Annotated in this window: 17 protein-coding genes and 1 tRNA gene; 11 read left to right on the top strand and 7 right to left on the bottom strand. The window is 66.7% G+C overall.

All coding sequences use genetic code 11. The features are described from left to right. Window positions 1-175: 175 nt before the first annotated feature. Window positions 176-4,909 carry a glutamate synthase large subunit gene (gene gltB, locus MWN34_RS15920; RefSeq protein WP_425532131.1) on the bottom strand — a complete coding sequence of 1,578 codons (4,734 nt, stop codon included), beginning with the start codon at window positions 4,907-4,909 and terminating at the stop codon, window positions 176-178. 526 nt (window positions 4,910-5,435) lie between these two features. On the opposite strand from gltB, the gene MWN34_RS15915 reads away from it, so the two are divergent. Then, on the top strand, window positions 5,436-6,221 hold the full coding sequence (locus MWN34_RS15915) for a hypothetical protein (RefSeq protein ID WP_247030300.1): 786 nt from the start codon (window positions 5,436-5,438) through the stop codon (window positions 6,219-6,221). Window positions 6,222-6,332: 111 nt separating this feature from the next. On the opposite strand, the gene MWN34_RS15910 is transcribed toward MWN34_RS15915, so the two are convergent. Then, window positions 6,333-6,833, bottom strand: coding sequence for an Hsp20 family protein (locus MWN34_RS15910; protein WP_247030299.1), 501 nt, complete (start codon window positions 6,831-6,833; stop codon window positions 6,333-6,335). 302 nt (window positions 6,834-7,135) lie between these two features. Here MWN34_RS15910 and MWN34_RS15905 point away from each other — a divergent pair, with 302 nt between their 5' ends. Continuing rightward, window positions 7,136-7,543: a hypothetical protein gene (locus tag MWN34_RS15905; RefSeq protein ID WP_247030298.1), complete on the top strand. Its 408-nt coding sequence runs from the start codon at window positions 7,136-7,138 to the stop codon at window positions 7,541-7,543. Window positions 7,544-7,698: 155 nt separating this feature from the next. Next, window positions 7,699-8,655 (top strand): alpha/beta fold hydrolase, encoded by a 957-nt coding sequence (locus MWN34_RS15900; protein ID WP_247030297.1) that lies wholly within the window; start codon window positions 7,699-7,701, stop codon window positions 8,653-8,655. Window positions 8,656-8,658: 3 nt separating this feature from the next. Here the strand turns inward: MWN34_RS15900 and hisN are convergent, their stop codons facing one another. Together hisN and MWN34_RS15890 are read right to left on the bottom strand one after the other, a co-directional pair. After that, entirely contained in the window at window positions 8,659-9,447 is a 789-nt protein-coding gene (hisN, locus tag MWN34_RS15895) for a histidinol-phosphatase (protein ID WP_247030393.1), read from the bottom strand. A 1,502-nt stretch (window positions 9,448-10,949) separates the two neighbouring features. Next, window positions 10,950-11,837: an N-formylglutamate amidohydrolase gene (locus MWN34_RS15890; RefSeq protein ID WP_247030296.1), complete on the bottom strand. Its 888-nt coding sequence runs from the start codon at window positions 11,835-11,837 to the stop codon at window positions 10,950-10,952. A 291-nt stretch (window positions 11,838-12,128) separates the two neighbouring features. Here MWN34_RS15890 and cpdR point away from each other — a divergent pair, with 291 nt between their 5' ends. Continuing rightward, window positions 12,129-12,488 (top strand): cell cycle two-component system response regulator CpdR, encoded by a 360-nt coding sequence (gene cpdR / locus MWN34_RS15885; protein ID WP_247030295.1) that lies wholly within the window; start codon window positions 12,129-12,131, stop codon window positions 12,486-12,488. A gap of 146 nt (window positions 12,489-12,634) precedes the next feature. Next, a tRNA-Val gene (locus MWN34_RS15880) sits at window positions 12,635-12,709 on the top strand. A 117-nt stretch (window positions 12,710-12,826) separates the two neighbouring features. Here the strand turns inward: MWN34_RS15880 and MWN34_RS15875 are convergent. The 3 genes from MWN34_RS15875 to MWN34_RS15865 all read right to left on the bottom strand — a co-directional run bounded on the left by MWN34_RS15875 (window position 12,827) and on the right by MWN34_RS15865 (window position 15,903). Then, on the bottom strand, window positions 12,827-13,870 hold the full coding sequence (locus tag MWN34_RS15875) for a hypothetical protein (RefSeq protein ID WP_247030294.1): 1,044 nt from the start codon (window positions 13,868-13,870) through the stop codon (window positions 12,827-12,829). A 178-nt stretch (window positions 13,871-14,048) separates the two neighbouring features. Beyond that, window positions 14,049-15,122 carry a YihY/virulence factor BrkB family protein gene (locus MWN34_RS15870; RefSeq protein ID WP_247030293.1) on the bottom strand — a complete coding sequence of 358 codons (1,074 nt, stop codon included), beginning with the start codon at window positions 15,120-15,122 and terminating at the stop codon, window positions 14,049-14,051. A gap of 118 nt (window positions 15,123-15,240) precedes the next feature. Continuing rightward, the gene (locus MWN34_RS15865; RefSeq protein WP_247030292.1) at window positions 15,241-15,903 is read right to left on the bottom strand and encodes a flavin reductase family protein; all 663 of its coding nucleotides are present in this window, start codon (window positions 15,901-15,903) and stop codon (window positions 15,241-15,243) included. A gap of 125 nt (window positions 15,904-16,028) precedes the next feature. On the opposite strand from MWN34_RS15865, the gene MWN34_RS15860 reads away from it, so the two are divergent. The 6 genes from MWN34_RS15860 to MWN34_RS15835 all read left to right on the top strand — a co-directional run bounded on the left by MWN34_RS15860 (window position 16,029) and on the right by MWN34_RS15835 (window position 22,221). Further along, window positions 16,029-16,676 carry a GntR family transcriptional regulator gene (locus tag MWN34_RS15860; protein ID WP_247030291.1) on the top strand — a complete coding sequence of 216 codons (648 nt, stop codon included), beginning with the start codon at window positions 16,029-16,031 and terminating at the stop codon, window positions 16,674-16,676. A gap of 109 nt (window positions 16,677-16,785) precedes the next feature. Beyond that, on the top strand, window positions 16,786-18,645 hold the full coding sequence (locus MWN34_RS15855) for a M3 family oligoendopeptidase (RefSeq protein ID WP_425532130.1): 1,860 nt from the start codon (window positions 16,786-16,788) through the stop codon (window positions 18,643-18,645). A 152-nt stretch (window positions 18,646-18,797) separates the two neighbouring features. Further along, complete coding sequence (locus MWN34_RS15850) at window positions 18,798-19,748, top strand: heme-dependent oxidative N-demethylase family protein (RefSeq protein WP_247030290.1); 951 nt, start codon at window positions 18,798-18,800, stop codon at window positions 19,746-19,748. Window positions 19,749-19,857: 109 nt separating this feature from the next. Further along, a complete protein-coding gene (locus tag MWN34_RS15845; protein ID WP_247030289.1) occupies window positions 19,858-20,355 on the top strand; it encodes a DUF6790 family protein in 498 nt (165 codons plus the stop codon). A gap of 72 nt (window positions 20,356-20,427) precedes the next feature. Continuing rightward, window positions 20,428-21,846 carry an ABC1 kinase family protein gene (locus MWN34_RS15840; protein ID WP_247030288.1) on the top strand — a complete coding sequence of 473 codons (1,419 nt, stop codon included), beginning with the start codon at window positions 20,428-20,430 and terminating at the stop codon, window positions 21,844-21,846. An 81-nt stretch (window positions 21,847-21,927) separates the two neighbouring features. Next, window positions 21,928-22,221, top strand: a complete 294-nt coding sequence (locus MWN34_RS15835; RefSeq protein ID WP_247030287.1) for an aa3-type cytochrome c oxidase subunit IV — start codon at window positions 21,928-21,930, stop codon at window positions 22,219-22,221. Window positions 22,222-22,336 lie beyond the last annotated feature (115 nt).

The raw sequence follows: 22,336 nt of genomic DNA, 5'->3' as shown, positions 1-22,336 counted from the left end.
GTTGGGAAACCGGCGCGGCCGCATGCCGCGCCGGAAACGGGCCGGTCCGCGCAGGGTTGTCGCACCCTCACATGACCGGCGCGCAACGCGTTCCAGCGTCGGGCGAAGCGTTCCGTTTTCTGGTGAGAAACCGGGCCGCCGCGCCGTGGCGGCAGCCCGGGGGCTGTCCGCCGCGTTATTCCGCCGCCTGGAGGCCGCGCGCTTTTTCCATCTCGCGCAGCGCCCGCCGGTATTCCACCGGCATCACCTTGACGAATTTGCCGCGATATTCCGGCCAGTGGTCGAGGATCGCCTGCGCCCGGGCGGAGCCGGTGTGGTGCAGATGCTTGGCGATGATCTGGTGCAGGCGCTCTTCGTCGCCATGCCCCATATTGCCGATGTCGATGCGCCCCTTGGTCTCGAGGTCGCCGCCATGGTGGTGGAGGCGCTCCAGCAGGTCCTCCTCCTCCTCGACGGGTTCGAGGTCGACCATGGAGAGGTTGCAGCGGTTCTTGAAGCTGCCGTCCTCGTCCAGCACATAGGCGACGCCGCCCGACATGCCGGCCGCGAAGTTGCGCCCGGTCTGCCCGATCACCACCACCACGCCGCCGGTCATGTACTCGCAGCCATGGTCGCCGGTGCCCTCGACAACGGCGATCGCCCCCGAGTTGCGCACCGCGAAACGCTCGCCCGCCACGCCGCGGAAATAGCATTCGCCCGAGGTCGCGCCGTAGAGCACGGTGTTGCCGACGATGATCGAGTTCTCCGGCACGATGGCGGCGTTCTCCGGGGGCCGCACCACGATGCGCCCGCCCGAGAGGCCCTTGCCGACATAATCGTTCGCCTCGCCGACCAGCGTCATCGAGATGCCCTGGGCGAGGAAGGCGCCGAAGGCCTGACCGGCGGTGCCGGACAGCCTGATCTCGATGGTGTCGTCGTCGAGCCCGGTCTCGCCGTGGCGCTTGGCCACCTCGCCGGAGAGCATGGCGCCCGCCGATCGGTCGATGCTCTTGATCGGCATGTTGATGACGACGCTTTCCTCGCGCTCCAGCGCGGGCATCGCCGCCTCGATCAGCTTGCGGTCGAGCACATGGGCGATCGGATGGTTCTGCCGCTCGGTGTGATAGATCGCGACCTCCGGGCCGACCTGCGGCTTGGCGAAGATGCGCGAGAAGTCGAGCCCGTTCGCCTTCCAGTGGTCGATCGCCTCCTGCTGGTCGAGCCAGTCGGACTGACCGATCAGCTCGTTGAAGGTGGCGACGCCCATCTGCGCCATCAGCGCGCGCACTTCCTCGGCGACGAAGAAGAAATAGTTGATGACGTGTTCCGGCGTGCCCTTGAAGCGCTTGCGCAGCACGGGGTCCTGCGTCGCCACGCCCACCGGGCAGGTGTTGAGGTGGCACTTGCGCATCATGATGCAGCCCGCCGCGATGAGCGGGGCGGTGGAGAAGGCGAAGTCGTCCGCGCCGAGCAATGCGCCGATGATGACGTCGCGCCCGGTGCGCAGTCCGCCATCGACCTGCAGCGCGATGCGCCCGCGCAGATTGTTCAGCACCAGCGTCTGATGCGCCTCGGCGAGGCCGATCTCCCAAGGGGAACCGGCATGCTTGATGGCGGTGAGCGGGGAGGCGCCGGTGCCGCCCTCGAAGCCCGAAACCGTGATGTGGTCGGCGCGCGCCTTGGCGACGCCCGCCGCGACCGTGCCGACGCCGACCTCGGAAACCAGCTTCACCGAGATGTCGGCTTCCGGATTCACGTTCTTCAGGTCGAAAATGAGCTGGGCCAGATCCTCGATCGAGTAGATGTCGTGATGCGGCGGCGGCGAGATGAGGCCGACGCCCGGCGTGGAGTGGCGCACCTTGGCGATGACCGCGTCCACCTTGTGGCCGGGCAGCTGGCCGCCTTCGCCGGGCTTGGCGCCCTGCGCCATCTTGATCTGGATCATGTCGGCATTGACGAGATATTCCGCCGTCACGCCGAAGCGGCCGGAGGCTACCTGCTTGATCGCCGAGCGCATGCTGTCGCCGTTCGACAGCCGCCGGAAGCGCGAGGATTCCTCGCCGCCTTCGCCGGTGTTCGACTTGCCGCCGATCCGGTTCATCGCGATGGCGAGCGTGGTGTGCGCCTCGCGCGAGATGGAGCCGAAGGACATGGCGCCGGTGACGAAGCGCTTCACGATCTCGGAAGCGGGCTCCACCTCCTCGATGGCGATGGGCGCGCGGCCGATCTCGTCCGCGCCGCGGATGCGGAACAGCGCGCGGATGGCCAGGGTCTTGCGGCTCTGGTCGTTCACCAGCTCGGCGAAGTGGCGGTAGCGATCCTCGGCATTGCCGCGCACGGCGTGCTGCAGGGTCGCGACCGTCTCCGGGTCCCAGGCATGCTCCTCGCCGCGCAGGCGGTAGGCGTATTCACCCCCGACATCGAGCGCGTTGCGATAGACCGGGGCGTTGCCGAAGGCGTCGCGGTGGCGCATCGCGGTCTCTTCGGCGATCTCGGCGAGGCCGATGCCGCCGATGGAGGAGGCGGTGCCGGTGAAATACTGCGCGATCACCTCGTCCGACAGGCCGACCGCGTCGAAGATCTGCGCGCCGCAATAGGACTGGTAGGTCGAGATGCCCATCTTGGACATGGTCTTGAGCAGACCCTTGTCCACCGACTTGATGAAGCGCTTGACGATCTCGTCCTCGCTCACCTCCTCGGGGAAGTCCGCCTTCATGTCGGCGAGCGTCTCGAAGGCGAGATAGGGATTGATCGCCTCCGCGCCATAGCCGGCGAGGCAGGCGAAATGGTGCACCTCGCGCGCCTCGCCCGTCTCCACCACGAGGCCGGCAGCGGTGCGCAGGCCCTTGCGGATCAGGTGATGGTGCACGGCCGCGGTGGCCAGCAGCGCGGGGATGGCGATGCGGTCCGGCCCGACGAGGCGATCGGACAGCACGATGATGTTGTAGCCGCCGTGCACGGCGGCCTCGGCGCGCTCGCACAGCCGCTCGATGGCGTCGGCCATGCCGCCCGCGCCCTTGTCGGACGGGTAGGTTATGTCGAGCGTGCGGGTGTCGAACCGCTCTTCCATGAAGCCGATGGAGCGGATCTTCTCCAGATCGCCATTGGTCAGGATCGGCTGGCGTACCTCGAGCCGCTTGCGGCGGGCATTGCCTTCCAGGTCGAAGATGTTCGGCCGCGGCCCGATGAAGGAGACGAGGCTCATCACCAGCTCCTCGCGGATCGGATCGATCGGCGGGTTGGTGACCTGGGCGAAGTTCTGCTTGAAATAGGTGTAGAGCAGCTTCGAGCGCCGCGACAGCGGCGAGATCGGCGTGTCGGTGCCCATGGAGCCGACGGCTTCCTGGCCGGTCACGGCCATCGGGGCCATGAGCAGCTTGAGGTCTTCCTGGCTGTAGCCGAAAGCCTGCTGGCGGTCGAGCAGCGTCACATCGGTGCGCATCTCCCGCGCCTCGACCGGGCGCAGATCCTCCAGCACGAGCTGGGTGCGCTTCAGCCATTCCTTGTAGGGATGCGCGCGGGCGAGCTCGGTCTTGATCTCCTCGTCGGGGATCAGCCGGCCTTCCTCCATGTCGACCAGCAGCATGCGGCCCGGCTGGAGCCGCCACTTGGTGACGATGGTCTCTTCCGGGAAGGTCAGCACGCCCATCTCGGAGGCGAGCACGATCTTGTCGTCGGTGGTGACGAGATAGCGCGCCGGGCGCAGGCCGTTGCGGTCCAGCGTCGCGACGATCTGGCGTCCGTCGGTGGCGACGATCGCCGCCGGCCCGTCCCACGGCTCCATCATGGCGGCGTGGTACTCGTAGAAGGCGCGGCGCTCCTCATCCATCAGCGGGTTGCCGGCCCACGCCTCGGGCACCAGCATCATCGCGGCGTGGGGCAGCGAATAGCCGCCCTGGGTGAGGAATTCGAGCGCGTTGTCGAAGCAGGCGGTATCGGACTGGCCCTCATAGGAAATCGGCCAGAGCTTGGAGATGTCGTTGCCGAACAGCTCCGAATCGACGGAAGCCTGCCGTGCCGCCATCCAGTTGACGTTGCCGCGCAGCGTGTTGATCTCGCCATTGTGGGCGACCATCCGGTAGGGATGAGCCAGCGACCACGCCGGGAAGGTGTTGGTGGAGAAGCGCTGGTGCACGAGGGCGACCGCGCTCTCGAAATCCGTGTCGTGCAGGTCGGCGTAATAGGCGCCGAGCTGGTCGGCGTTGAACATGCCCTTGTAGACGAGGGTGCGGCACGACAGCGACACGACGTAATAGCCGGCCGTGCGCGGGTCCTTCGCGGCATAGACCGCGTTCGACACCACCTTGCGCAGGATGAACAGCCGGCGCTCGAAATCGTCCTCGCTCTGGATCGCCTCGCCGCGGCCGATGAAGACCTGCACATGCCGGGGCTCGGTCGGCAGCACGGTGTGGCCGAGCGAGGAATTGTCGGTCGGCACGTCGCGCCAGCCGAGCAGAACCTGGCCTTCGTCGGCGACCACGCGCTCGAAGGTCTCGCGCACGATCTGCTGGCCTTCCGCCTCGCGCGGCAGGAAGACGTGGCCGACGGCGTAATGGCCGGGCTCCGGCAACTCGAAGCCGAGCTTGGCGGCTTCCTTGGCGAAGAAGCGGTGCGGGATCTGCACCAGCATGCCCGCGCCGTCGCCGGCGCGCGGATCCGCACCCACCGCGCCGCGGTGCTCGAGATTCAGGAGGATCTGCAGACCGTCCTGCACGATCTGGTGCGACTTGCGGCCCTTGATGTCGGCGATGAAGCCGACGCCGCACGAATCCTTCTCGTTGCGCGGGTCATACAGGCCCACCGCATCCGGCAGGCCCGGATCCATCGCAACCGGCCGAGCGGCTTTGACGGCGGCGCGGTCCGTCGTGGCACGACGAGCCGCACCTCCATCGACGTTCCGCACGGCGCTGCCGTCGAATTCCTCGCTCATGGCCTTATGTCTCCCAAAATGCCTTGCGGCGTGCCTCCCGGCGGAGGCCGTTTTCAGAACGGGCACGACGACCGTTTCACCCGGCGGTCGCGAGCGCAGCCCATATAGGACAGCATGGCTTCCCTATCAATCGCGAAGATGCCAGAATTACGCATCCCGCACAAGCGGCGCGCGTGGCGCGGGGCCGTCTCGACTTCACGCTTGTTGCGGGGGCGGCCCAAGCCGCGAAACGAAAGGTAAGACCTCCGGCGTCGAGGCGCAACGCCGTTGCGGGAAAGGTCTGGCTTCCCGGAGCGCGGCCTTTGCGGCGAAACCGCGGCGAGGTGCGTTGTGAGGGGCGGCGTTCCGTGGTGCCTGACCAAGCGGCGCAAAGTGACCAAGCGGCGCAAAGGCCTGTCGTCTCATCCGTGCCGCAATCCGGCGTTTCCCTTGAGCCGGGCGGTCATCGAGAGAAGCTTCCATGCCCCTGTCGTCTTTGCGCGCATCGCACTCACCGGACGGCCTCGCGGATCCGCGCCCGCGGACCGTGCGCGTCGTCGCGGCCGGGGCGGCGGGCCTTGCGGCGCTGCTGGCTGCGACCGTCGGCCTCACCCTCGGGGCCGGGCCGGTTCATGCGCAGTATTATCAACCCTATTACGTCATGCCGGAGCAGGACTACCGCTACGGGCCGCCGCCCGAGGCCGCTCCGCCGGCCCTGCCGCCGCAGAATGTAGGACCGCTGCTGCGCTCCCTCGGCTTCCGGCAGGTGCGATTCATCAAGCGCGTGCGGGACGACTATATCGTCGAGGCGAGCGAACTCGACGGCACGCGCGTGCAGTTGCGTCTGGATCGCTATAGCGGCGAGATCCTTTCATCACGCGCCATTGCGCCGCCCGGCGGCTACAACGCCCAGCAGCCGCCGCGTCCGCCGGGGGGCCTGCCGCGAGCAGCCGTGCCGCCACCGTCGCGGCCGGAGCTGTCCGCCGTCCCGGTGCCCCCCAAGGCGCCAGCCGAACGCAACGCCGCCGTGCCGCCGGCCGCTCCCGTGCAAGAGCCGGAGGTGGCCGGCACGCCGCCCGCTTCCGCGGCGCCGGACGGCGAGAAGAACAATGTGCGGGTCATTCCTGGCGTCGCCGTTCCCGGCGGCAGCGCCGCTCCGGCAGCACCCGAGGCGCCCAGGGAAGATGCGGCGAAGACGGCCGACACCGGCGCACCCGCCAAGATGGATCCCGCCGCAAAGCCCGCTCGGCCGCGCATCAACGCAGGCACCGGCACGCCGAGCACCGGCAGCGCCGGCACGGCATCGGTGATCGCCAGCCCGCCGACGCCCTGAGACCGTGCCGAGCCACAAAAAAGGCGCTCCAGCGATAACCGGGGCGCCCGTTGTTTTGTCGGCGAAGTCTGGCGAGGGAGCGGCGGGCAGAGCCCGCCGCCCTGGAAACGATCACGCGGCAACCTTGCTGCCTGCACCGGTCTGCACACCGTCCGATACCGCCGTGGCCTCGATGGTCGAGGGAGCCGAACCGGTGGTGATCGGGATCTGCCGCGGCTTCATCGCCTCCGGCACCTTGCGGACGAGGTCGACATGCAGCAGCCCGTTGGCGAGGCTGGCGCCGCGAATCTCGACATGGTCGGCAAGCTGGAAGCGACGCTCGAAGGCGCGCGCGGCAATGCCCTGATAGAGCACGTCCGCAGATTTCTCGACCGGCTGCTTCTCGCCGCGAATGGTGAGGGTGTTCTCCTTCACCTCGATGCCGAGATCCTGCTCCGTGAAGCCGGCGACCGCGACCGTGATGCGGTACGCATTTTCGCCGGTGCGCTCGATATTGTAAGGCGGGTAGGTGGTGCCGCCGTTTTCCACGCCGCCGACCTGGTCGAGCAGCGAGAACAGCCGGTCGAAACCGACGGTGGAACGGTAAAGGGGGGAAAGATCGAATGTACGCATAAGCATATCCTCCTTTGAAGCGACATGCGCATGGCCCTCTCGACAAGCGAGCCGGGCCTGCAATGCATCGCCATCGGGCCGGTGCAGGGGAGACATGGTGAGCGCCTGCGCGCGTGCAAGGGCTGCTTTGCTGCGGTGTGCAGGTCCTGCCGATGAACGGCAGATGAATGCCGGCTTCGGCGTTCGTTCATCTGCGTCGCGACTGAATTCTCCTTCCGCACAGTGTTTCGCGGATGCGCAGGGTCTGCTCGGATGGCAGGGTCCGTGCGGGTGACAGCAGGCTGTTCGGAGGTGCCCAAGCCGTGGCTGCAGGCCGGTTCATTGCCCCGTTCCTTGCTCCGTTCCTCGTCATGCTGCTCGCGGGCACCGCTGCGCTGCCGGCCGCGGCGCAGGGATTCCGGGGGCCGTGGGAGGAAATGGGCCCGCCAGGTGCTTCGGGTCGCCCCGGCGCCGGCCCCTACGCGCCCTACGAGACGACGCCGGCGCGTCGTCCAGGCGGCCCGGACGGACCCGGCATGGATCCCGGCGCCGTGGTCGAGATGCTGCGCGGGCGTGGCTTTTCCAATATCGAGGTGGTGCGCCAGCGCGGCGCCATGATCATCGTCGAGGCCAATGGTCCGCGCGGCGAGCGGGTGCAGCTCGTCGTCGATGCGCCTTCGGGGGCGATCAGCGGCATGAAGGTTATCGGCTTCGGCGACCGGCGGTATTGAGGATGTGAAGCGTGCCTGTCGTCGAATTGACATGAAGACGGTCGCGGCACACCGAACCATCCTTGTTTGCGACAATCCCGACGTGTATCGCTCGCGCCTTGTCCCCGCGAGCCCTGCTCGTCCCTTCACTCGTTGCCCGGCCTGATTTCGCTTCCATGCTATTCGCCACGCCTGCCAATCCCGTCCCCGAGGGTGCCGTCTGTTCCCGTGTCCGCGCGACGGACGGGGTGATGCTGCGCGTGGCGCGGTGGGAGCCGGCGGTACCGGCCGCGGGCACGATCTGCATTTTTCCCGGGCGGACCGAGAAAATCGAAAAATATTTCGAGACGGTGGAGAATCTGCGCCGGCGCGGCTTCTGCGTCGCGGTGATGGACTGGCGCGGGCAGGGCGGTTCCGACCGTCTGCTGCGCAACCCCATCAAGGGCCATGTCGGCAGCTTCGAGCACTACCAGCTCGACATCGACGCCTTCATGCGCGACTGGGTGCTGCCGACCTGCCCGGCGCCCTATTTCGCGCTCGCCCATTCCATGGGCGCGGCCATCCTTTTGGATTGTGCGCGCCTCGACGGCGAGCGGCAGGATCGCGACTGGTTCACCCGCATGCTGCTGGTGGCGCCGATGCTGGACATCGCGCTGATCCGCCATCCCTCCATCGCGCGCGGGCTGGCGCGGGTGCTTTCGACGCTGCAGATGCAGCGGGTGGGCGTGCCTTCGCGCCGGGCGCTGCACGCCAATCTCCCGCCCTTCGAAGGCAACCGGCTTTCTTCCGATCCCGTGCGCTTCGCCCGCAATGCCGGCATTTCGCTCGAGCACCCCGAACTCGATGTCAGTGCGCCGACCATCGGCTGGATTCGCTGCGCCTTCGATATGATGGAGCGTCTCGCCGACCCGGCGACGGCGCGCATCATCCGCCAGCCACTGCTGCTGGTGGGCGCGGGCGCCGATACGGTGGTCTCGACCCGCGCCATCGAGCGGCTCGGCAGCCGGCTGATCGCCGGCGGGCATGTCGTCATCCCCGGCGCGCGCCACGAATTGCTGCAGGAGCGCGACCTCTACCGTGAGCAGTGCCTCGCCGCATTCGATGCCTTCATTCCTGGCAGCCAGGCGGCCTGATCTTCAGCCCCGCGCCAGCAACTCCAGCGCTTCCGCATGGACGCGCCTGTCGCCCGCCACCACCACGCGCCCGCCGCCGAGCGCCGGGTTGCCGTCCCAGTCCGTCACGATGCCGCCCGCTCCTTCGATGACCGGAATCAGCGGCACGATGTCGTGGTCCTTCAGGTTGGTCTCGATGATGAGATCGACATGGCCGGCCGCGACCATGCAGTAGCCGTAACAATCCCCGCCATAGCGGGACAGCCGCACCTGACGCTCCACTACCTCGAAACGTGCGCGGTCGGCGTCGTTCATGAGCAGCGGGCTGGTGGTGAACATGAGGGCATCGGCCACGCGCTCGCACGGGCGCACCAGCAGGCGACGCTCGCCCGCCGGGCCGCGATAGCGCGCGACCGAGCCGTCGCCATAGAAGCGTTCGCGAATGAAGGGCTGGTGCATCATGCCCCAGCAGGGGGCGCCATGCCGGGTGAGGCCGATCAGCGTGCCCCAGGCCGGCATGCCGGCGATGAAGGACTTTGTGCCGTCGATGGGATCGAGGATCCAGACGAATTCGGAATCCAGACGCTCATCGTCATATTCCTCGCCACGGATGCCGTGCGCAGGAAAATGGCGGCCGATCAGCGCGCGCATCGCCTGCTCGGAGGCACGATCCGCCGCCGTCACCGGATCGAACGCCGCCGTGCCGCGGGTCTTGTCCTCGACCCCGAGCGCCGTGCGAAAGAAGGGCAGGATGGCGCGGCCGGACACATCCGCGAGTTCATGGACGAAGGCTTCGAAATCAACAGCGGCCATGGTGCTCCCTTTCCGGTCCAGCGACACGCATTGCCCGCCGCTCGCGCCCGCGCGCTTCATGTGCATATCCACGGGCCGGGCGGGCGGCAATGTCGAAAGGTGCGGGGGCGACTTGAAAGGCGCCTCGGAGATATTACCTAGCGTCAGATGCTGAGCGACCGGCAGGCGGCTGCTGAGCTATGCGTAGATCGCATAGGCGTTATCTCCATCTGCCGCGAGAATGGGCATGCACACGTCTTGATACGGGCAAGCATCGCTGCCATATTATTGCAGCGCGAGAACGCAATTGGCGTTGGTTCTCGCCGCCCTCCTTGGGCGTTTCCTCCCTAGACTCGGGCCGCTCCGTTCGCGTGAGCGGCCTTTTTCTTTTCTTGCGGGACGCTGGTAGGTGTCTGCAAAGGAAGGGCTTTTTACGGAGTGATGCGAAACGCGTCACGCCCTCGATCCCATGGCCTCCATCAAGGCGCATCCTGTTACCTGTAACCTCTGGCGCCAGAAGGCCAATGCTGTATTTCGTATGCCAGTCAAGTGGCAAAGGTGCGTCAATGCGCGCAAGAGGCGCGTTTGGCGCGATCCGCGCGTCACAGCGGTGTGATCAGTTTCATTTCCTTTCATTTGAGCCTTGCATTTTGTGCGGTGCACGGGCATAAAGATCTTGCGGGCCGCGATTGGCGTCGTCGCCCGCATGCCCTCCTTGGGCGTTTCCTCCCTAGACTTGGGCCGCTCCGTTCGCGTGAGCGGCCCCTTTTCTTTTTAAGCCCAGACATTTCAGGATCTTGTGCGCGCTGAACCACCGCAGCGGGCAGCGGGCCACTGTGCTTTGCGGGCGCGGGCGGGGCAGGATGCTGTCAGGGATGCCAGGCGAGCCGACGAGGTGCGGTATCTTGCATGCAGGTCGTGGACGCGTGTGTGACGTGAGGCGGGGTGACGCAGAAAATGCGCGGAAAATGACCAAAAACAAAAGCCGGGCATGCCAAAAAGGCCGCCCGGCGTGTTTTCATGGAGATTTTCGCGACATTTCAGCCACAGTGGGTGCCGAAGCGGGACCGTTCACGCCGATAGCGGCGCCGGATGCCTTGATTATTCCGCAATGCTCCGACATCTTAACGCCTGTACCGAGCGATTGGCGTCGCTCCGTACTGCCCTCCTTGGGCGTTTCCTCCCTAGACTTGGGCCGCTCCGTTCGCGTGAGCGGCCCCTTTTCTTTTCAGCACCCCTCGTCCTGTCCTGCCGGTGTCCGATGAACGGTCCGGCATGTTCTCTGCGACAGCTGGCGCCTCAAGAAGGGCCGTGCCGGTGTCAGCCTGTCCTGTCCGCCGTTATTGTGGCGGTTATTCCTCAGCGAATGTGAGGGGAAGGTCCGGCGACACCGAACGTGCAGAATTCGTATATCTCTCATTCCCGAATTGCAAGGCTCTCAAAACGCCTTTTCACATCGCGCGATAATATTTTTCGAGTGAACGCTTTTTGCGCGCGTTTCTGCTCAACGCCCTGTCTTTTGCTCATTCTGCCGCGGTGCGCATGGGGTTGAGAGAGCCGGGATCGAGTGCCGCGACAGCGCGGATCGCAGCCATCATGTCGGCGCGAACCCGCTCGAAACGGTCCGAGCGGGTGTAGGTTCGCTCATTCATATAGAGTGCGCGGTTGATCTCGATCTGCACCGCATGCATGCCCGAGGATGGATTGCCGTAATGCTCGGTGATGAAGCCGCCTGCATAGGGCTTGTTCCGTATCACCGCATAGCCGCGCCGGCCGAGCTCGAGTTCGAGCGTTTCGGTGACGAGCGACGAGCAACTCGTGCCGTAGCGGTCGCCCAGCACGATGTCGGCGGCGACGCGCTGGTCGCGACCATTGCTGGAAGGCATGGAGTGGCAGTCCACCAGCACCGCCGCGCCGAAGTTGCGCTGCATCTCGACCATCATGCGCCGCAGCGTGCGGTGATAGGGCTTGTAATAGAGCTCGATGCGCTCGATCGCCTCGGCGACGGGGATCCGGGCGGCGTAGATCTCCTGCGCCTCGCCGACGATTCGCGCGATGGTGCCGAGCCCTCCCGAGACGCGCATCGAGCGCGTATTGGCGTAGGCCGGGAGACGCCCCTCGAACATGCGCGGGTCCAGTTCATAGGGCTCGCGGTTGAGGTCGAGAAAGCACCGGGGAAAATGGGCTCGCATGAAAGGGAGGCCTTCCTCGGTCGCGCTGCGGAACAGCAGGTCGACATAGGCATCCTCGGAGCGGCGCAGCGTCGCCATGTCGAGCCGGGCCTGCTCGACGAAGGCACGCGGATAGACGAGGCCTGAATGAGGCGAGTTGATCAGCACGGGGGCCTTGAAGGCGCCGGGCTCCACCAGCTCGAAGGCGGGGTCGATCGTTTCCGCTATGACGGGAATCATCGGTCCGTCTTCGTCCTGTTCTCTGGTCGTCGGCAAGGTCCGGCGACGCTTATCTAGCCCGGCAATCCGGCAAGGGCGAGAGGCAAGCCTGCAAAAGCCGCCGTGCATCCTGCCGGCCGCATCGCGCCATCATGGCCGGGCGAGCGGGGGGCTGTCGATGGCGAATCGGGCCGCCCCCCCCCGCGCAAGGGCTCGTTCCGATGCGGAGGGTTCGGTAACCTTCTCGTGCTACGACCCTTCCATGAATGGGGTTGTGCCTGCCGGCTGCGTTTCGGGAGTTAGGTGATGGGGATGACGAAGATCCTTCTGGCCGAGGATGATGGCGACATGCGTCGCTTTCTGGAGAAGGCGTTGAACACGGCCGGCTATGATGTGGTCGCGTTCGACAATGGCCGCTCCGCCTATCAGCGCATGCGCGAGGAGCCTTTCGACCTGCTGCTGACCGATATCGTCATGCCGGAAATGGATGGCATCGAGCTGGCGCGCCGTGCCACCGATCTCGATCCGGACATCAAGGTGATGTTCATCACCGGCTTCGCGGCGGTCGCGCTCAATGCCGACAATCAGACGCCGAAAGATGCCAAGGTGCTGTCCAAGCCTTTCCACCTGCGTGATCTGGTGAACGAGGTCGGCAAGATGCTGGCGGCATGATCCGCCGCGGCCCGTTGTCGCCCGGGCCGGAGGGGGAGGGGTCGGAATTCTCCACAGGAGGGGCTCCGATCTTCCGCACGATGCGCAAGTCGCCTTGCGCCGCGGTTAGGGCTCCGCTATAGGAGCCGCACTCCGGCGAACGGAATGGGCGCGTAGCTCAGCGGGAGAGCACTACGTTGACATCGTAGGGGTCACAGGTTCAATCCCTGTCGCGCCCACCATTCCGGTTCTTATTCATCAAGATGTTACGCTCTTGCGGCGTCCGCGCGACGAAGCGTGCGGTGGTGCTGAATCCTCGCTTTGAGGGTGTGCGCCGCGCCTGCCGTTTGTTCCGGCTGTCACCCGGCCCGCAGCACCGCGCGGCGCACCCTGCGGCGACGGCGACGGGCGCGGCGGTTCCAGATGGGCTCGGCCATCAGGGCCGCGATGCGGGCGAGCCGGCGTGATAAGGGCAGCTGCCTGCGCGGCATGGGGTGGGTTGCCCCGAGCAGCGCATGGTTCGGAGCCAGCGACAGCAGGCGTTCGGGGATCGCAGGCGCAGCGCGCAGACCTTCCACCAGAGCGGAAAAGCCAGAAATGATCGCCACAGTGTCGAGCGTGGTGAACAGGTAGCGGCGAGCGCGCGCCATGGCGATCAGATCGCAGAACTGGTCGATGGCTGCGGCCCTGATGTCGGTGGCCGGGCGGTAATGCAGCGGCTCGTCCGATTCTGGCACGTCCATATTGGTGATGAGATCGACCTGTGGCGGGAAGAATCGCCGCGCGACCTGCTGCACCTCCGCGCTGTCGGTGCACAGCAGCAGCCGCTGTCCGGCGAACATCGGTCGCGCACGGGCGAAAAGCTGCTGGAAGTCGGTGCGGTAATCGGAATGGCGCACATGCAGCGCGTCATAGACGGCACCGAGGCGGGCGAGACGCTCGACGACTTCGCCGGCTATGTCCGGCGCCAGCGCGAGACCCTCGAGCCCGCGCGCGCCGATGAGCCCACCGCCACATTGTTCATGAACAAGGCAGCGTTCGGGATGGTCACGCGTCATGTCGAACGTAACGGGCGCCCCGGCCTCGTCGACGTAGTTTTCATGCTTCGTGCACCAGGAAGGCTCGAAGCCGGCAAGCTGGCTGCAAAGGCTCGCGGGTCGCACCGCGCCGGGCGTGTCGAGCGCCGCCAGCAGGGCGTCGTCCGCGGTTTCCAGCCGGCAGCTTGCCTCCGGCAGCACGCGGAACAAGGTATCGAAGGGCACCCGCATGGCCCCGCGCGAGAGGTCCAGCAGCACGATCCGGTCATGGGCCGCCGCATAGCGCCGGCAGCGATGGATCTGCACGAGGCAATCATTCATGCCACCCCGCGGCCGCACCAGAAGGTAGCGGGCATGGGCAGGCATGGTCGGATGAGGTGCAGCGGCGGGGCGGGGCATGATGATCGGGCACGCGATACAGCTGGGCCGATCCGCGTCGGCCCCTGCTGTCGCTTGCCACATGGCCCGCCCGCCTGCAATCGGTGCTGCGCGCTGCGGCAGACGGGCGCCGCAGCGTACACCTGCGAATGTCGGTCGATTCCGCCTACTCGGCCGCCACGGTGTCGGCTCCATAGGCGCCCCGCGTGCCGAGGGGGCGGGGATGGCCGGTCGTGGTGTCGCGCGCGGTCTGTCGCTCGATCTCCACGTTCAGTTCGGCACCCAGCAGGATCACCGTCACCGACAGCCAGATCCAAGTCATGAAGCCGATCACCGCGCCGAGCGAGCCATAGGTTTCGTTGTAGGAGGCGAAGTGCGAGACGTACCAGGAGAAGCCTGCGGAAACGCCGAGCCACAACACGGCGGCAGCGACAGCACCGGCGCCGACCCAGCGCCAGCGGGGATGCGCCCGGCAGGGGCCATAGCGATACAGCGCTGCGATCAGCGCCATCACCAGCACGGCGAGTGCCGGCCAGCGCAGCAGGCGCAGCAGCCATTCGGTGTTCTGGTCGAGATGCAGGAAGGAGAGCGCCACCGGCAGGGCGACAACGGCCGCCAACGCCGCGATGCCGATGAGGATGCCGGCGACGGTAAGCGCCAAGGACAGCAAAGTAAGCATCAGGAAAGAGCGGCTCTCGTCTTCGTCATAGGCGATATTGAGAGCTTCGATCAGCGATTTCGTGCCGGCATTGGCGCTCCACAAGGCGGTGACGAGGCCGATGGCAAAGCCGATGCCGAGCGCCTGCGTGCCGTGGGAGGTGACGCGCATCGCCTGGTCGCGCAGCACCTCGATCATGCCGGACGGCAGGATCCACGCCGCGGCGTCGAGCTGCTGCTGCACCTGCAACGGATCGAAGAACAGGCCGTAGAGCGCGATGAAGGCGCCGAGCGCAGGGAAGACCGCCAGCAGCGCATAGAAGGTGACACCCGCCGCGAGACTCAGCACCCGGTCGCCGGCAAATTCGCTGAAGACGCGCTTGAGGATGCTCCACCAGCCTCGCGCCGGAATCTCGACGGGGGACGACGCCGCGAGCCCGGGATGGTGCGCGTCCAGCGCAGTCCCCTGTGCGGAAATGGCGATATGGCCGTACCGGCGTCGCCAGCCGGCCAGAACCACGAGCAGTCCACCGACCGCTACAAGGTCCACCGACTGTCTCACCACGCTGCGCTTCCCGCTCATCCGCCACTCCGTTCGCCGCACCGGCCGCGATCCGATCCGCCCGTGTGAGCACAACGGATGCATGGGCCGAACGGTTTCCACGTAAGGGCGGGATTTTGCGCACTGGCCGTGGGGGACCTCAGCGCGTGCCGGCGCGGCCTTCGAGCCCTGCCTGAGCGTCGCTGTCCGAGCCGGGCACGCGCATTTCGAACACGCGGTCGATGACCGCATAGTCGAAATAGCCCATCCGCGCGATCGGCCGGATGGTCTCTATATCGAGCCGCCCGTCCGCCCGGATGACGCGGTCGTCGATATGGATGAGTTCGACCTGCGCGAACACGATGTCGATGCTGCCGACCGGCGAATTGCCCTTCAGCCGGTGCGTGCTCAGATAGCGGCACTCGAACTTCACCGGGCTTTCCGCGACCATGGGGATCGCGGCGTTCTCGGCATAGACCTTGGTGACGTTCAGGCGGTCGAACTCGTTTTCCTCCGGCGGCAGTGCCATGGCGCTGATGTTCACCGCCTCGCGCAGGTCCCACGTCGCCATGTTCCACACGAACCAGCCGGTTTCCTCGGCATTCAGCACCGTGTCCTTGCGGCGGCCGTCCGGATAGTGATTCGCCGAGAACATCACCATGGGCGGGTCGAAGGTGAGGTTCTGCCACTGGCTATAGGGTGCGATGTTCTCCACGCCCGCCAGGCTCACGCTGGAAAGCCAGCCGATCGGGCGCGGCACGGTGCAGCTCTTGAAGGGCGAGAAGGGCAGGGGACAGGCATCTGTGGCAGGCGCATATTTCACGATCGTTCTCCGGAGTGGGCCGCACGGCACACCACCAATATATTGGTCATATAGCAAGCGCATTTCGCACATTGTGTGCCGCATCGCCCTGCGCTATGAGCGCAGAAGCAACGGGAGGCGCGCCGATGATCAGCCAGAGCGACCAGGCGGTGATGGTCCTGCAGGAGCTCATCGAGACCGGCGAACTGAAGCCCGGCACCATGGTGTCGGAGCGCGGGCTGATGGAGCGGCTCGGCCTGGGCCGGACCCCGGTGCGCGAGGCGATCCAGCAGCTTGCGCTCGCCCACATGCTGCGCATCCATCCGAGCCGGGGCATCGAGGTGCCGGCGATGTCGGTGGAGGACCAGCTCAGCGGGTTGGAGGTGCGCCGCGCGACGGAGGCGCTCGCCGTGGCGCTGGCCTGCGAGAGGGCGAGCACCGGGGAGAACGCCGCCATCGCCGCGCTGGCGGCCGAGCTCGACGGTGATTTCGCCCTGCCGGCCTATGTCGACACGGTGCGGCGCACCCACCGGCTCATCATCGACGCCGCGCACAATCCCTATCTCGACGCCGTGATGACCCCGCTGCAGGCGCTGTCCCGCCGTTTTTGGGTGATGCATCTGCGCGAGCCGGCTTGCGAGGTCGCGCGGGGCAAGGCGCTGCACAGGGCCCTGCTCGCCGGTGTCGCGGCGCGGGATATCGAAGCGGCACAGGCAGCCTCGCGCGCGCTAAACGATTATCTCGTCGGCTTCGCGGTGGACGTCGTGGCATCGCGGGCTCGCGGCCGGGCATGAGACGCCGGCGCGTGTCCGGCACGACCGTCCGTCGATCATGCGGCGCATTGATTGCGCATGCCGGCGCACGATATCACTGACACGAATGTCTTCACCGGAGTGATCCGTCTTGCGCAGCCTCGACCGTTTTCTGCCCGCCTTGCGTGCCACCCTCGCCGCCTCCGCCGCCCCCGGGGGAGCTGCTGCCGCGCTCGGTGCGCTGCCGCAATGGGATCTCACAGATCTCTATCCCGGTCTCGAATCACCGGAGCTGACGGCCGATCTCGCCCGCGCCGAATCCGAGTGTCTGGTGTTCGAGGCCGACCACAAAGGCAGGCTCGCCGAGGTGCTGGACGCTCCCGACGCGGGCGCCCGCATGGCTGCGATCCTGAAACGCTATGAGGGGATCGAGGATCTGCTCGGCCGGCTCTATTCCTATGCCGGCCTCGTCTATGCCGGCGACACCACCGACCCTGTACGCGCCAAGTTCTATGGCGACCTGCAGGAGAAGCTGACCGACGCCTCGACCCACCTCCTGTTCTTCACTCTGGAGCTGAACCGGCTGGACGATGCGAAGATGGATGCGGCGCTCGCCGACCCGGCGTTCGCCCATTATCGCCCGTGGATCGAGGATGTGCGGGCGGAGAAGCCCTATCAGCTCGACGACAAGATCGAGCAGCTCTTCCACGAAAAGGGCATCACCGGCCGTGGTGCCTGGAACCGGCTGTTCGACGAGACCATCGCAGGCCTGCGCTTCGACATCGACGGCAAGAGTCTGCCGCTGGAGCAGACGTTGAACTACCTCGCCGAGCCGGAGGAGGGGAAGCGCAAGGCAGCGGCCGAGGCGCTGGCCAAGGTGTTCGGCGAGAACCTGCGGCTTTTCACCCTCGTCACCAACACGCTGGCCAAGGACAAGGACATCTCGGACCGCTGGCGCGGCTTCCAGGACATCGCGGATTCCCGCCATCTCGCCAACCGGGTGGAGCGCGAGGTGGTGGATGCGCTGGTCTCGGCCGTTCACGCCGCCTATCCGCGCCTCGCGCACCGCTACTACAAGCTGAAGGCGAAGTGGTTCGGCAAGGAGAAGCTGGCCTATTGGGACCGCAACGCCCCGCTGCCCAGGGTCGAGACCCGTACCATCGGCTGGGACGAGGCGCGCGACACCGTGCTGGGCGCCTATTCCACCTTCTCGCCGCGCATGGCCGACATCGCCCGCACCTTCTTCGACCGCAGCTGGATCGATGCCGGCGTGCGCCCCGGCAAGGCACCGGGCGCCTTCGCCCACCCGACGGTGCCTTCGGCGCATCCCTATGTGCTGCTGAACTACATGGGCAAGCCGCGCGACGTGATGACGCTCGCCCATGAACTGGGTCACGGCGTGCACCAGGTGCTGGCGGCCCCGAATGGCGCGCTGATGGCGCCGACCCCGCTGACGCTGGCCGAGACAGCTTCGGTGTTCGGCGAGATGCTGACCTTCCGCCGCCTGCTCGCGGCCGCGCCGGACCGTGCCGCGCGGCGGGCGATGCTCGCCTCGAAGGTCGAGGACATGATCAACACGGTGGTGCGCCAGATCGCTTTCTACACCTTCGAGCGTCGCATCCACACCGAACGCAAGCAGGGCGAGCTGACCGCCGAGCGGATCTGCACCATCTGGAAGGACGTGCAGGCCGAAAGCCTCGGCGAAGGCATCGACCTCGGGCCCGGCTATGAGAGTTACTGGGTCTATATCGGCCACTTCATCCACTCGCCCTTCTATGTCTATGCCTATGCCTTCGGCGACTGCCTCGTGAATTCGCTCTATGCGGTTTATGAGAACGCCTCGGACGGTTTCGCCGAGCGCTATCTCGCCATGCTGGCGGCGGGCGGCACGAAGCACCATTCCGAGCTGCTGGCCCCCTTCGGCCTCGATGCGCGCGACCCGGCCTTCTGGCAGACCGGGCTCAACCTGATCGAGCGGATGATCGCCGAGCTGGAAGAAATGGAAGACTGAGGGAGAAAACCCTGCGCGGGGTTTCGGCCGTGGGCCGGGGTGCGTGCCTTGCGCAGGGCTGCTCCAATTTTGGGCTTGCCCGATATGCGTCGGCTGGCGGACAAGAGTGATACGTTCACTTTCCCTGTCCTCTTCCGCCGGTTGCCGTCGCCATGTCCGTTCTTGCCGAAGCGCCCGTGCCCGCATCGTCCGCCGGGCTCGATTCTGAACTGCTGCGCCACACGCCTTATGACGGATCGCGCAAGCCGTTTTCGATCGCGCTGGCCCCGCTCGATCTGGCGGAATGGTTCGAGCCCGACCCGCGGCTCGTGCCGACGCTCGCCGAGCGCGAGCGGCTGCTGGCGGACAAGCGCGACGTGGTGTTCCGCGAGGAGGCGACGAGTCGGCCCGCCCAGCGCGAGACGCTCGATCTCGTGGTCGCCTATCTGACGCAGACGTCGCCGGAGATCTGGCGGCGCGAGGGCGATGCCATCGTGATCGTGCCGGCCGGCCGCAGCGTGCGGCTCGACACCGACGAGCCGCCGCTGATGACCGCGGCGCGCCTCGTTTCCGACGACCTCATCCTCATGACTCCGGGCCCGGAGGGTTATCGCCTTACCGCCGCGGCGCTGTGCTTTCCGTCCGCCTGGTCGCTGGCGGAGAAGTTCGGCAAGTCGCTCGACGGCATCCACGCCGCCGTGCCCGGCTATCCGAGCAAGATGGCGCGGGTGATGAACCGCATCTTCGAGAACCTGAAGGTCGACCAGCCGGTCTGGCGCATCAACTGGTCGATCTACCCCGACAACGAACTGCACCATCCCGAATCCAAGGAGCGTCCGCGCGACTGGTTCGGTGGGGCGGACGACGTGGCGCCGCAGGCCTTCGTGCGGGTCGAGCGGCAGGGCCTGCGCCGGCTGCCCGAAACGGGCGACATCCTTTTCAACATCCGCGTGCATGTGGATCCCTTCACCGCGTTCCGCCGCCACCCCGACGGCACGTCGCTGGCCGCGGGGCTGCGTGACCAGATCCTCTCGCTGGATCCCGATCAGCTCGCCTACAAGGCGCTGACCGAGCATCGCGACCAGGTCGTCGCCGCGCTGGACCGCATCGCTCAGGGCGCTTGAGGCCCCGCATGGCGTCCCGGCCAAACCGGATGGGACGCTTCCGTCCTTGCGTTCCCATTTCGCGCCGCGATGATGGGCATGGCCGAAACGGGCAGGGGAGTTTCGCCCGATGGTCTTCTGGTTTCCGATTCTCATGTGGCTGGCGGCGATCGTTGCGGCCGGCAGCGCCGTCTGGCGGATGGGGCGCCCGATTCGCACCGGTTTCGCGATCGAGCAACTGCTGCGCTACATCCTGCTTCTGCCGGTCGGCATCATGGGGCTGTGGGGCTTCGTCGGCCACGTATTCTTCGCCGAGCAATCCGCTGCCGCCATCGGCTGGGCTGCCAGCCCGTTCCAGTTCGAGGTGGGTATGGCCAATCTCGGCATCGGGCTCGGCGGGATGATCGGAGCGTTCCTACGCTCCCGCGGCTTCCGACTGGCGATCGGGGTGGTGGCGCTGGGCTTTCTCGGGGGAGCGGGCCTCGGCCATCTCATCCAGATCGCAGGTACCGGCAACATGGCCGCCGGCAATGCCGGACCGATTCTCTACACCGATTTCCTCACCCCGCTGTCGATCTTCGCTCTGCTCCTGATGCAGCGCTTCACGCGCGAGGGAACGGTGCCGTGATCGTTTTCTCGACTGCGGCCGGTTGAAACACCGGCTCCGCACGCACAGCTCAGGGAGCAAAGGAGCCTGCCCTTGAGCCCGTCCGACGATTCCGGCCCGACCGACAACGCTCCCGCCACCTCCGCACCGGATGACCGCGAGGGGAACCGTCTCACCGCCCGGGCCGCCCGCTATGCGAGGGTCGGCACCCGTGTCGGAGGGGTGGCCGCCCGGATCGCGGGCACGAGGCTGTTCGGCATGGAAGGCCAGCGCGGCGGCAATGCTGCGGCGTTGGCCGCGGCCCTCGGCGGCCTGAAGGGGCCGATCATGAAGGTCGCGCAGATGATGGCGACCATTCCCGAGGCGCTGCCGCCGGAATATGCCGCCGAGCTTGCGAAGCTGCAGAGCGAGGCGCCGCCGATGGGTTGGCCCTTCGTCAAGCGGCGGATGATGGCCGAACTCGGACCCGACTGGCGCAACCGTTTCCGCGATTTCCACCATGCTCCGGCCGCGGCTGCCTCGCTCGGCCAGGTGCACCGCGCGACGGCGCTGGATGGCTCGCCGCTCGCCTGCAAGCTGCAATATCCGGACATGCAGTCGGCGGTCGAAGCGGATCTCTCCCAGCTCGATCTCGTCTTCGCCCTGCATCGGCGCATGGATCCGGCCATCGACACCAGCGAGATGGCCGGGGAAATCGGCGCGCGCATCCGCGAGGAGCTTGATTACCGTCGCGAGGCCAGACATGCCGCGCTCTACAGCCATATCCTTGCGGATATCGACGCAGTGCGGGTTCCGAAGGTGTGGGCGGAGCTTTCTACGGGCCGCCTGCTGATACTGGACTGGCTGGAAGGGCGACGCCTGCTCGACTATCGAGGCGCCCCGCTCGCCATCCGCAATCGCATCGCGGAAGCGATGTTCGCGGCGTGGTGGGTGCCGTTCGTGCAGTATGGCGTGATCCACGGCGACCCGCATCTGGGCAACTACACCGTATTCGAGGTGCCGGGCGAAGGCGCCCCGGAGGCGGGTGGCATCAACCTGCTCGACTATGGCTGCATCCGCATTTTCCCGCCACGCTTCGTCGGCGGCGTGATGGACCTCTATCGCGGTCTGCGTGACGGCGACGCGGCCCGCATCGTTCATGCCTATGAAACCTGGGGCTTCCGCGGACTGAAGCGGGAGGTGATCGAGGTCCTCGATATCTGGGCGCGCTTCATCTATGGCCCGCTGCTCGACGACCGCGTGCGCAGCGTCGCCGACGGCGTGGCGCCGGGCGCCTATGGACGGCGCGAGGCCTTCCAGGTGCACCAGTCCCTCAAGCGGCTCGGTCCACTCACCATCCCGCGCGAATTCGTCTTCATGGACCGTGCGGCCATCGGGCTCGGCGGGGTGTTCCTGCATCTGGCGGCGGAACTCAATTTCCATGCGCTGTTCGAGGCCGCCAGCCGGGACTTTTCGGTGGAGAAAGTGACCACGCGGCAAGGCGCCGCGCTCGGTCGGGTGGGTCTTGCCTGAAAGCAAAGGCAGGCGGCGTTGCCGGGGTCGGCGTTCTCCGCTAAAGCGGAGGACTGCCTTATAATCCATTGGGAGGGGGTCATGGCTGACCACGGTACGCCCGAATACGCCACCGCCACCGGCAACGACTATGCCGCGCACCAGGGCACCTACAAGTTCTTCGTCAAGCTCACGCTGGTCAGCACGCTGGCGCTCGTCGGCCTCATGATCTCGCTGGCCATTGGCGGCGTGAACGGCCATTGGGGCCTGTCCTCGCTCGGCGTGCTCGCCCTTCTCGTCACCACCGCCATCGGCTTTGCTTCCGACACCGGCCGGCCGGCTCTGGTCGGCGGCGTGCTGGTGGTGCTGCTCCTTCTCCTCGTCGTGACCTCGTGAGCCGCGCCATGCAGGTCAGCGTGTTGCGGGAGACGAATGCCGGGGAGTCTCGTGTTGGGGGAACGCCTGACACGGTGAAGCGGTATGTCGGGCTTGGTGGGGACGTTGTTGTTGC

Origin of the sequence: Ancylobacter crimeensis (genome assembly GCF_023016805.1) — a bacterium.
In the GTDB taxonomy this organism is placed as follows: Bacteria; Pseudomonadota; Alphaproteobacteria; order Rhizobiales; family Xanthobacteraceae; genus Ancylobacter; species Ancylobacter crimeensis.
Note: the sequence above shows the minus strand (reverse complement) of the source record. Positions and strands in the feature narration are given on the sequence as shown.

Coding starts and splice junctions, on each gene's coding strand:
- MWN34_RS15850 (WP_247030290.1), top strand. CDS start 18,798: ATGTCCGTTCTTGCCGAAGCGCCCGTGCCCGCATCGTCCGCCGGGCTC.
- cpdR (WP_247030295.1), top strand. CDS start 12,129: ATGACGAAGATCCTTCTGGCCGAGGATGATGGCGACATGCGTCGCTTT.
- MWN34_RS15890 (WP_247030296.1), bottom strand. CDS start 11,837: ATGATTCCCGTCATAGCGGAAACGATCGACCCCGCCTTCGAGCTGGTG.
- MWN34_RS15835 (WP_247030287.1), top strand. CDS start 21,928: ATGGCTGACCACGGTACGCCCGAATACGCCACCGCCACCGGCAACGAC.
- hisN (WP_247030393.1), bottom strand. CDS start 9,447: ATGGCCGCTGTTGATTTCGAAGCCTTCGTCCATGAACTCGCGGATGTG.
- MWN34_RS15845 (WP_247030289.1), top strand. CDS start 19,858: ATGGTCTTCTGGTTTCCGATTCTCATGTGGCTGGCGGCGATCGTTGCG.
- MWN34_RS15870 (WP_247030293.1), bottom strand. CDS start 15,122: ATGAGCGGGAAGCGCAGCGTGGTGAGACAGTCGGTGGACCTTGTAGCG.
- gltB (WP_425532131.1), bottom strand. CDS start 4,909: ATGAGCGAGGAATTCGACGGCAGCGCCGTGCGGAACGTCGATGGAGGT.
- MWN34_RS15910 (WP_247030299.1), bottom strand. CDS start 6,833: ATGCGTACATTCGATCTTTCCCCCCTTTACCGTTCCACCGTCGGTTTC.
- MWN34_RS15875 (WP_247030294.1), bottom strand. CDS start 13,870: ATGCCTGCCCATGCCCGCTACCTTCTGGTGCGGCCGCGGGGTGGCATG.
- MWN34_RS15900 (WP_247030297.1), top strand. CDS start 7,699: ATGCTATTCGCCACGCCTGCCAATCCCGTCCCCGAGGGTGCCGTCTGT.
- MWN34_RS15860 (WP_247030291.1), top strand. CDS start 16,029: ATGATCAGCCAGAGCGACCAGGCGGTGATGGTCCTGCAGGAGCTCATC.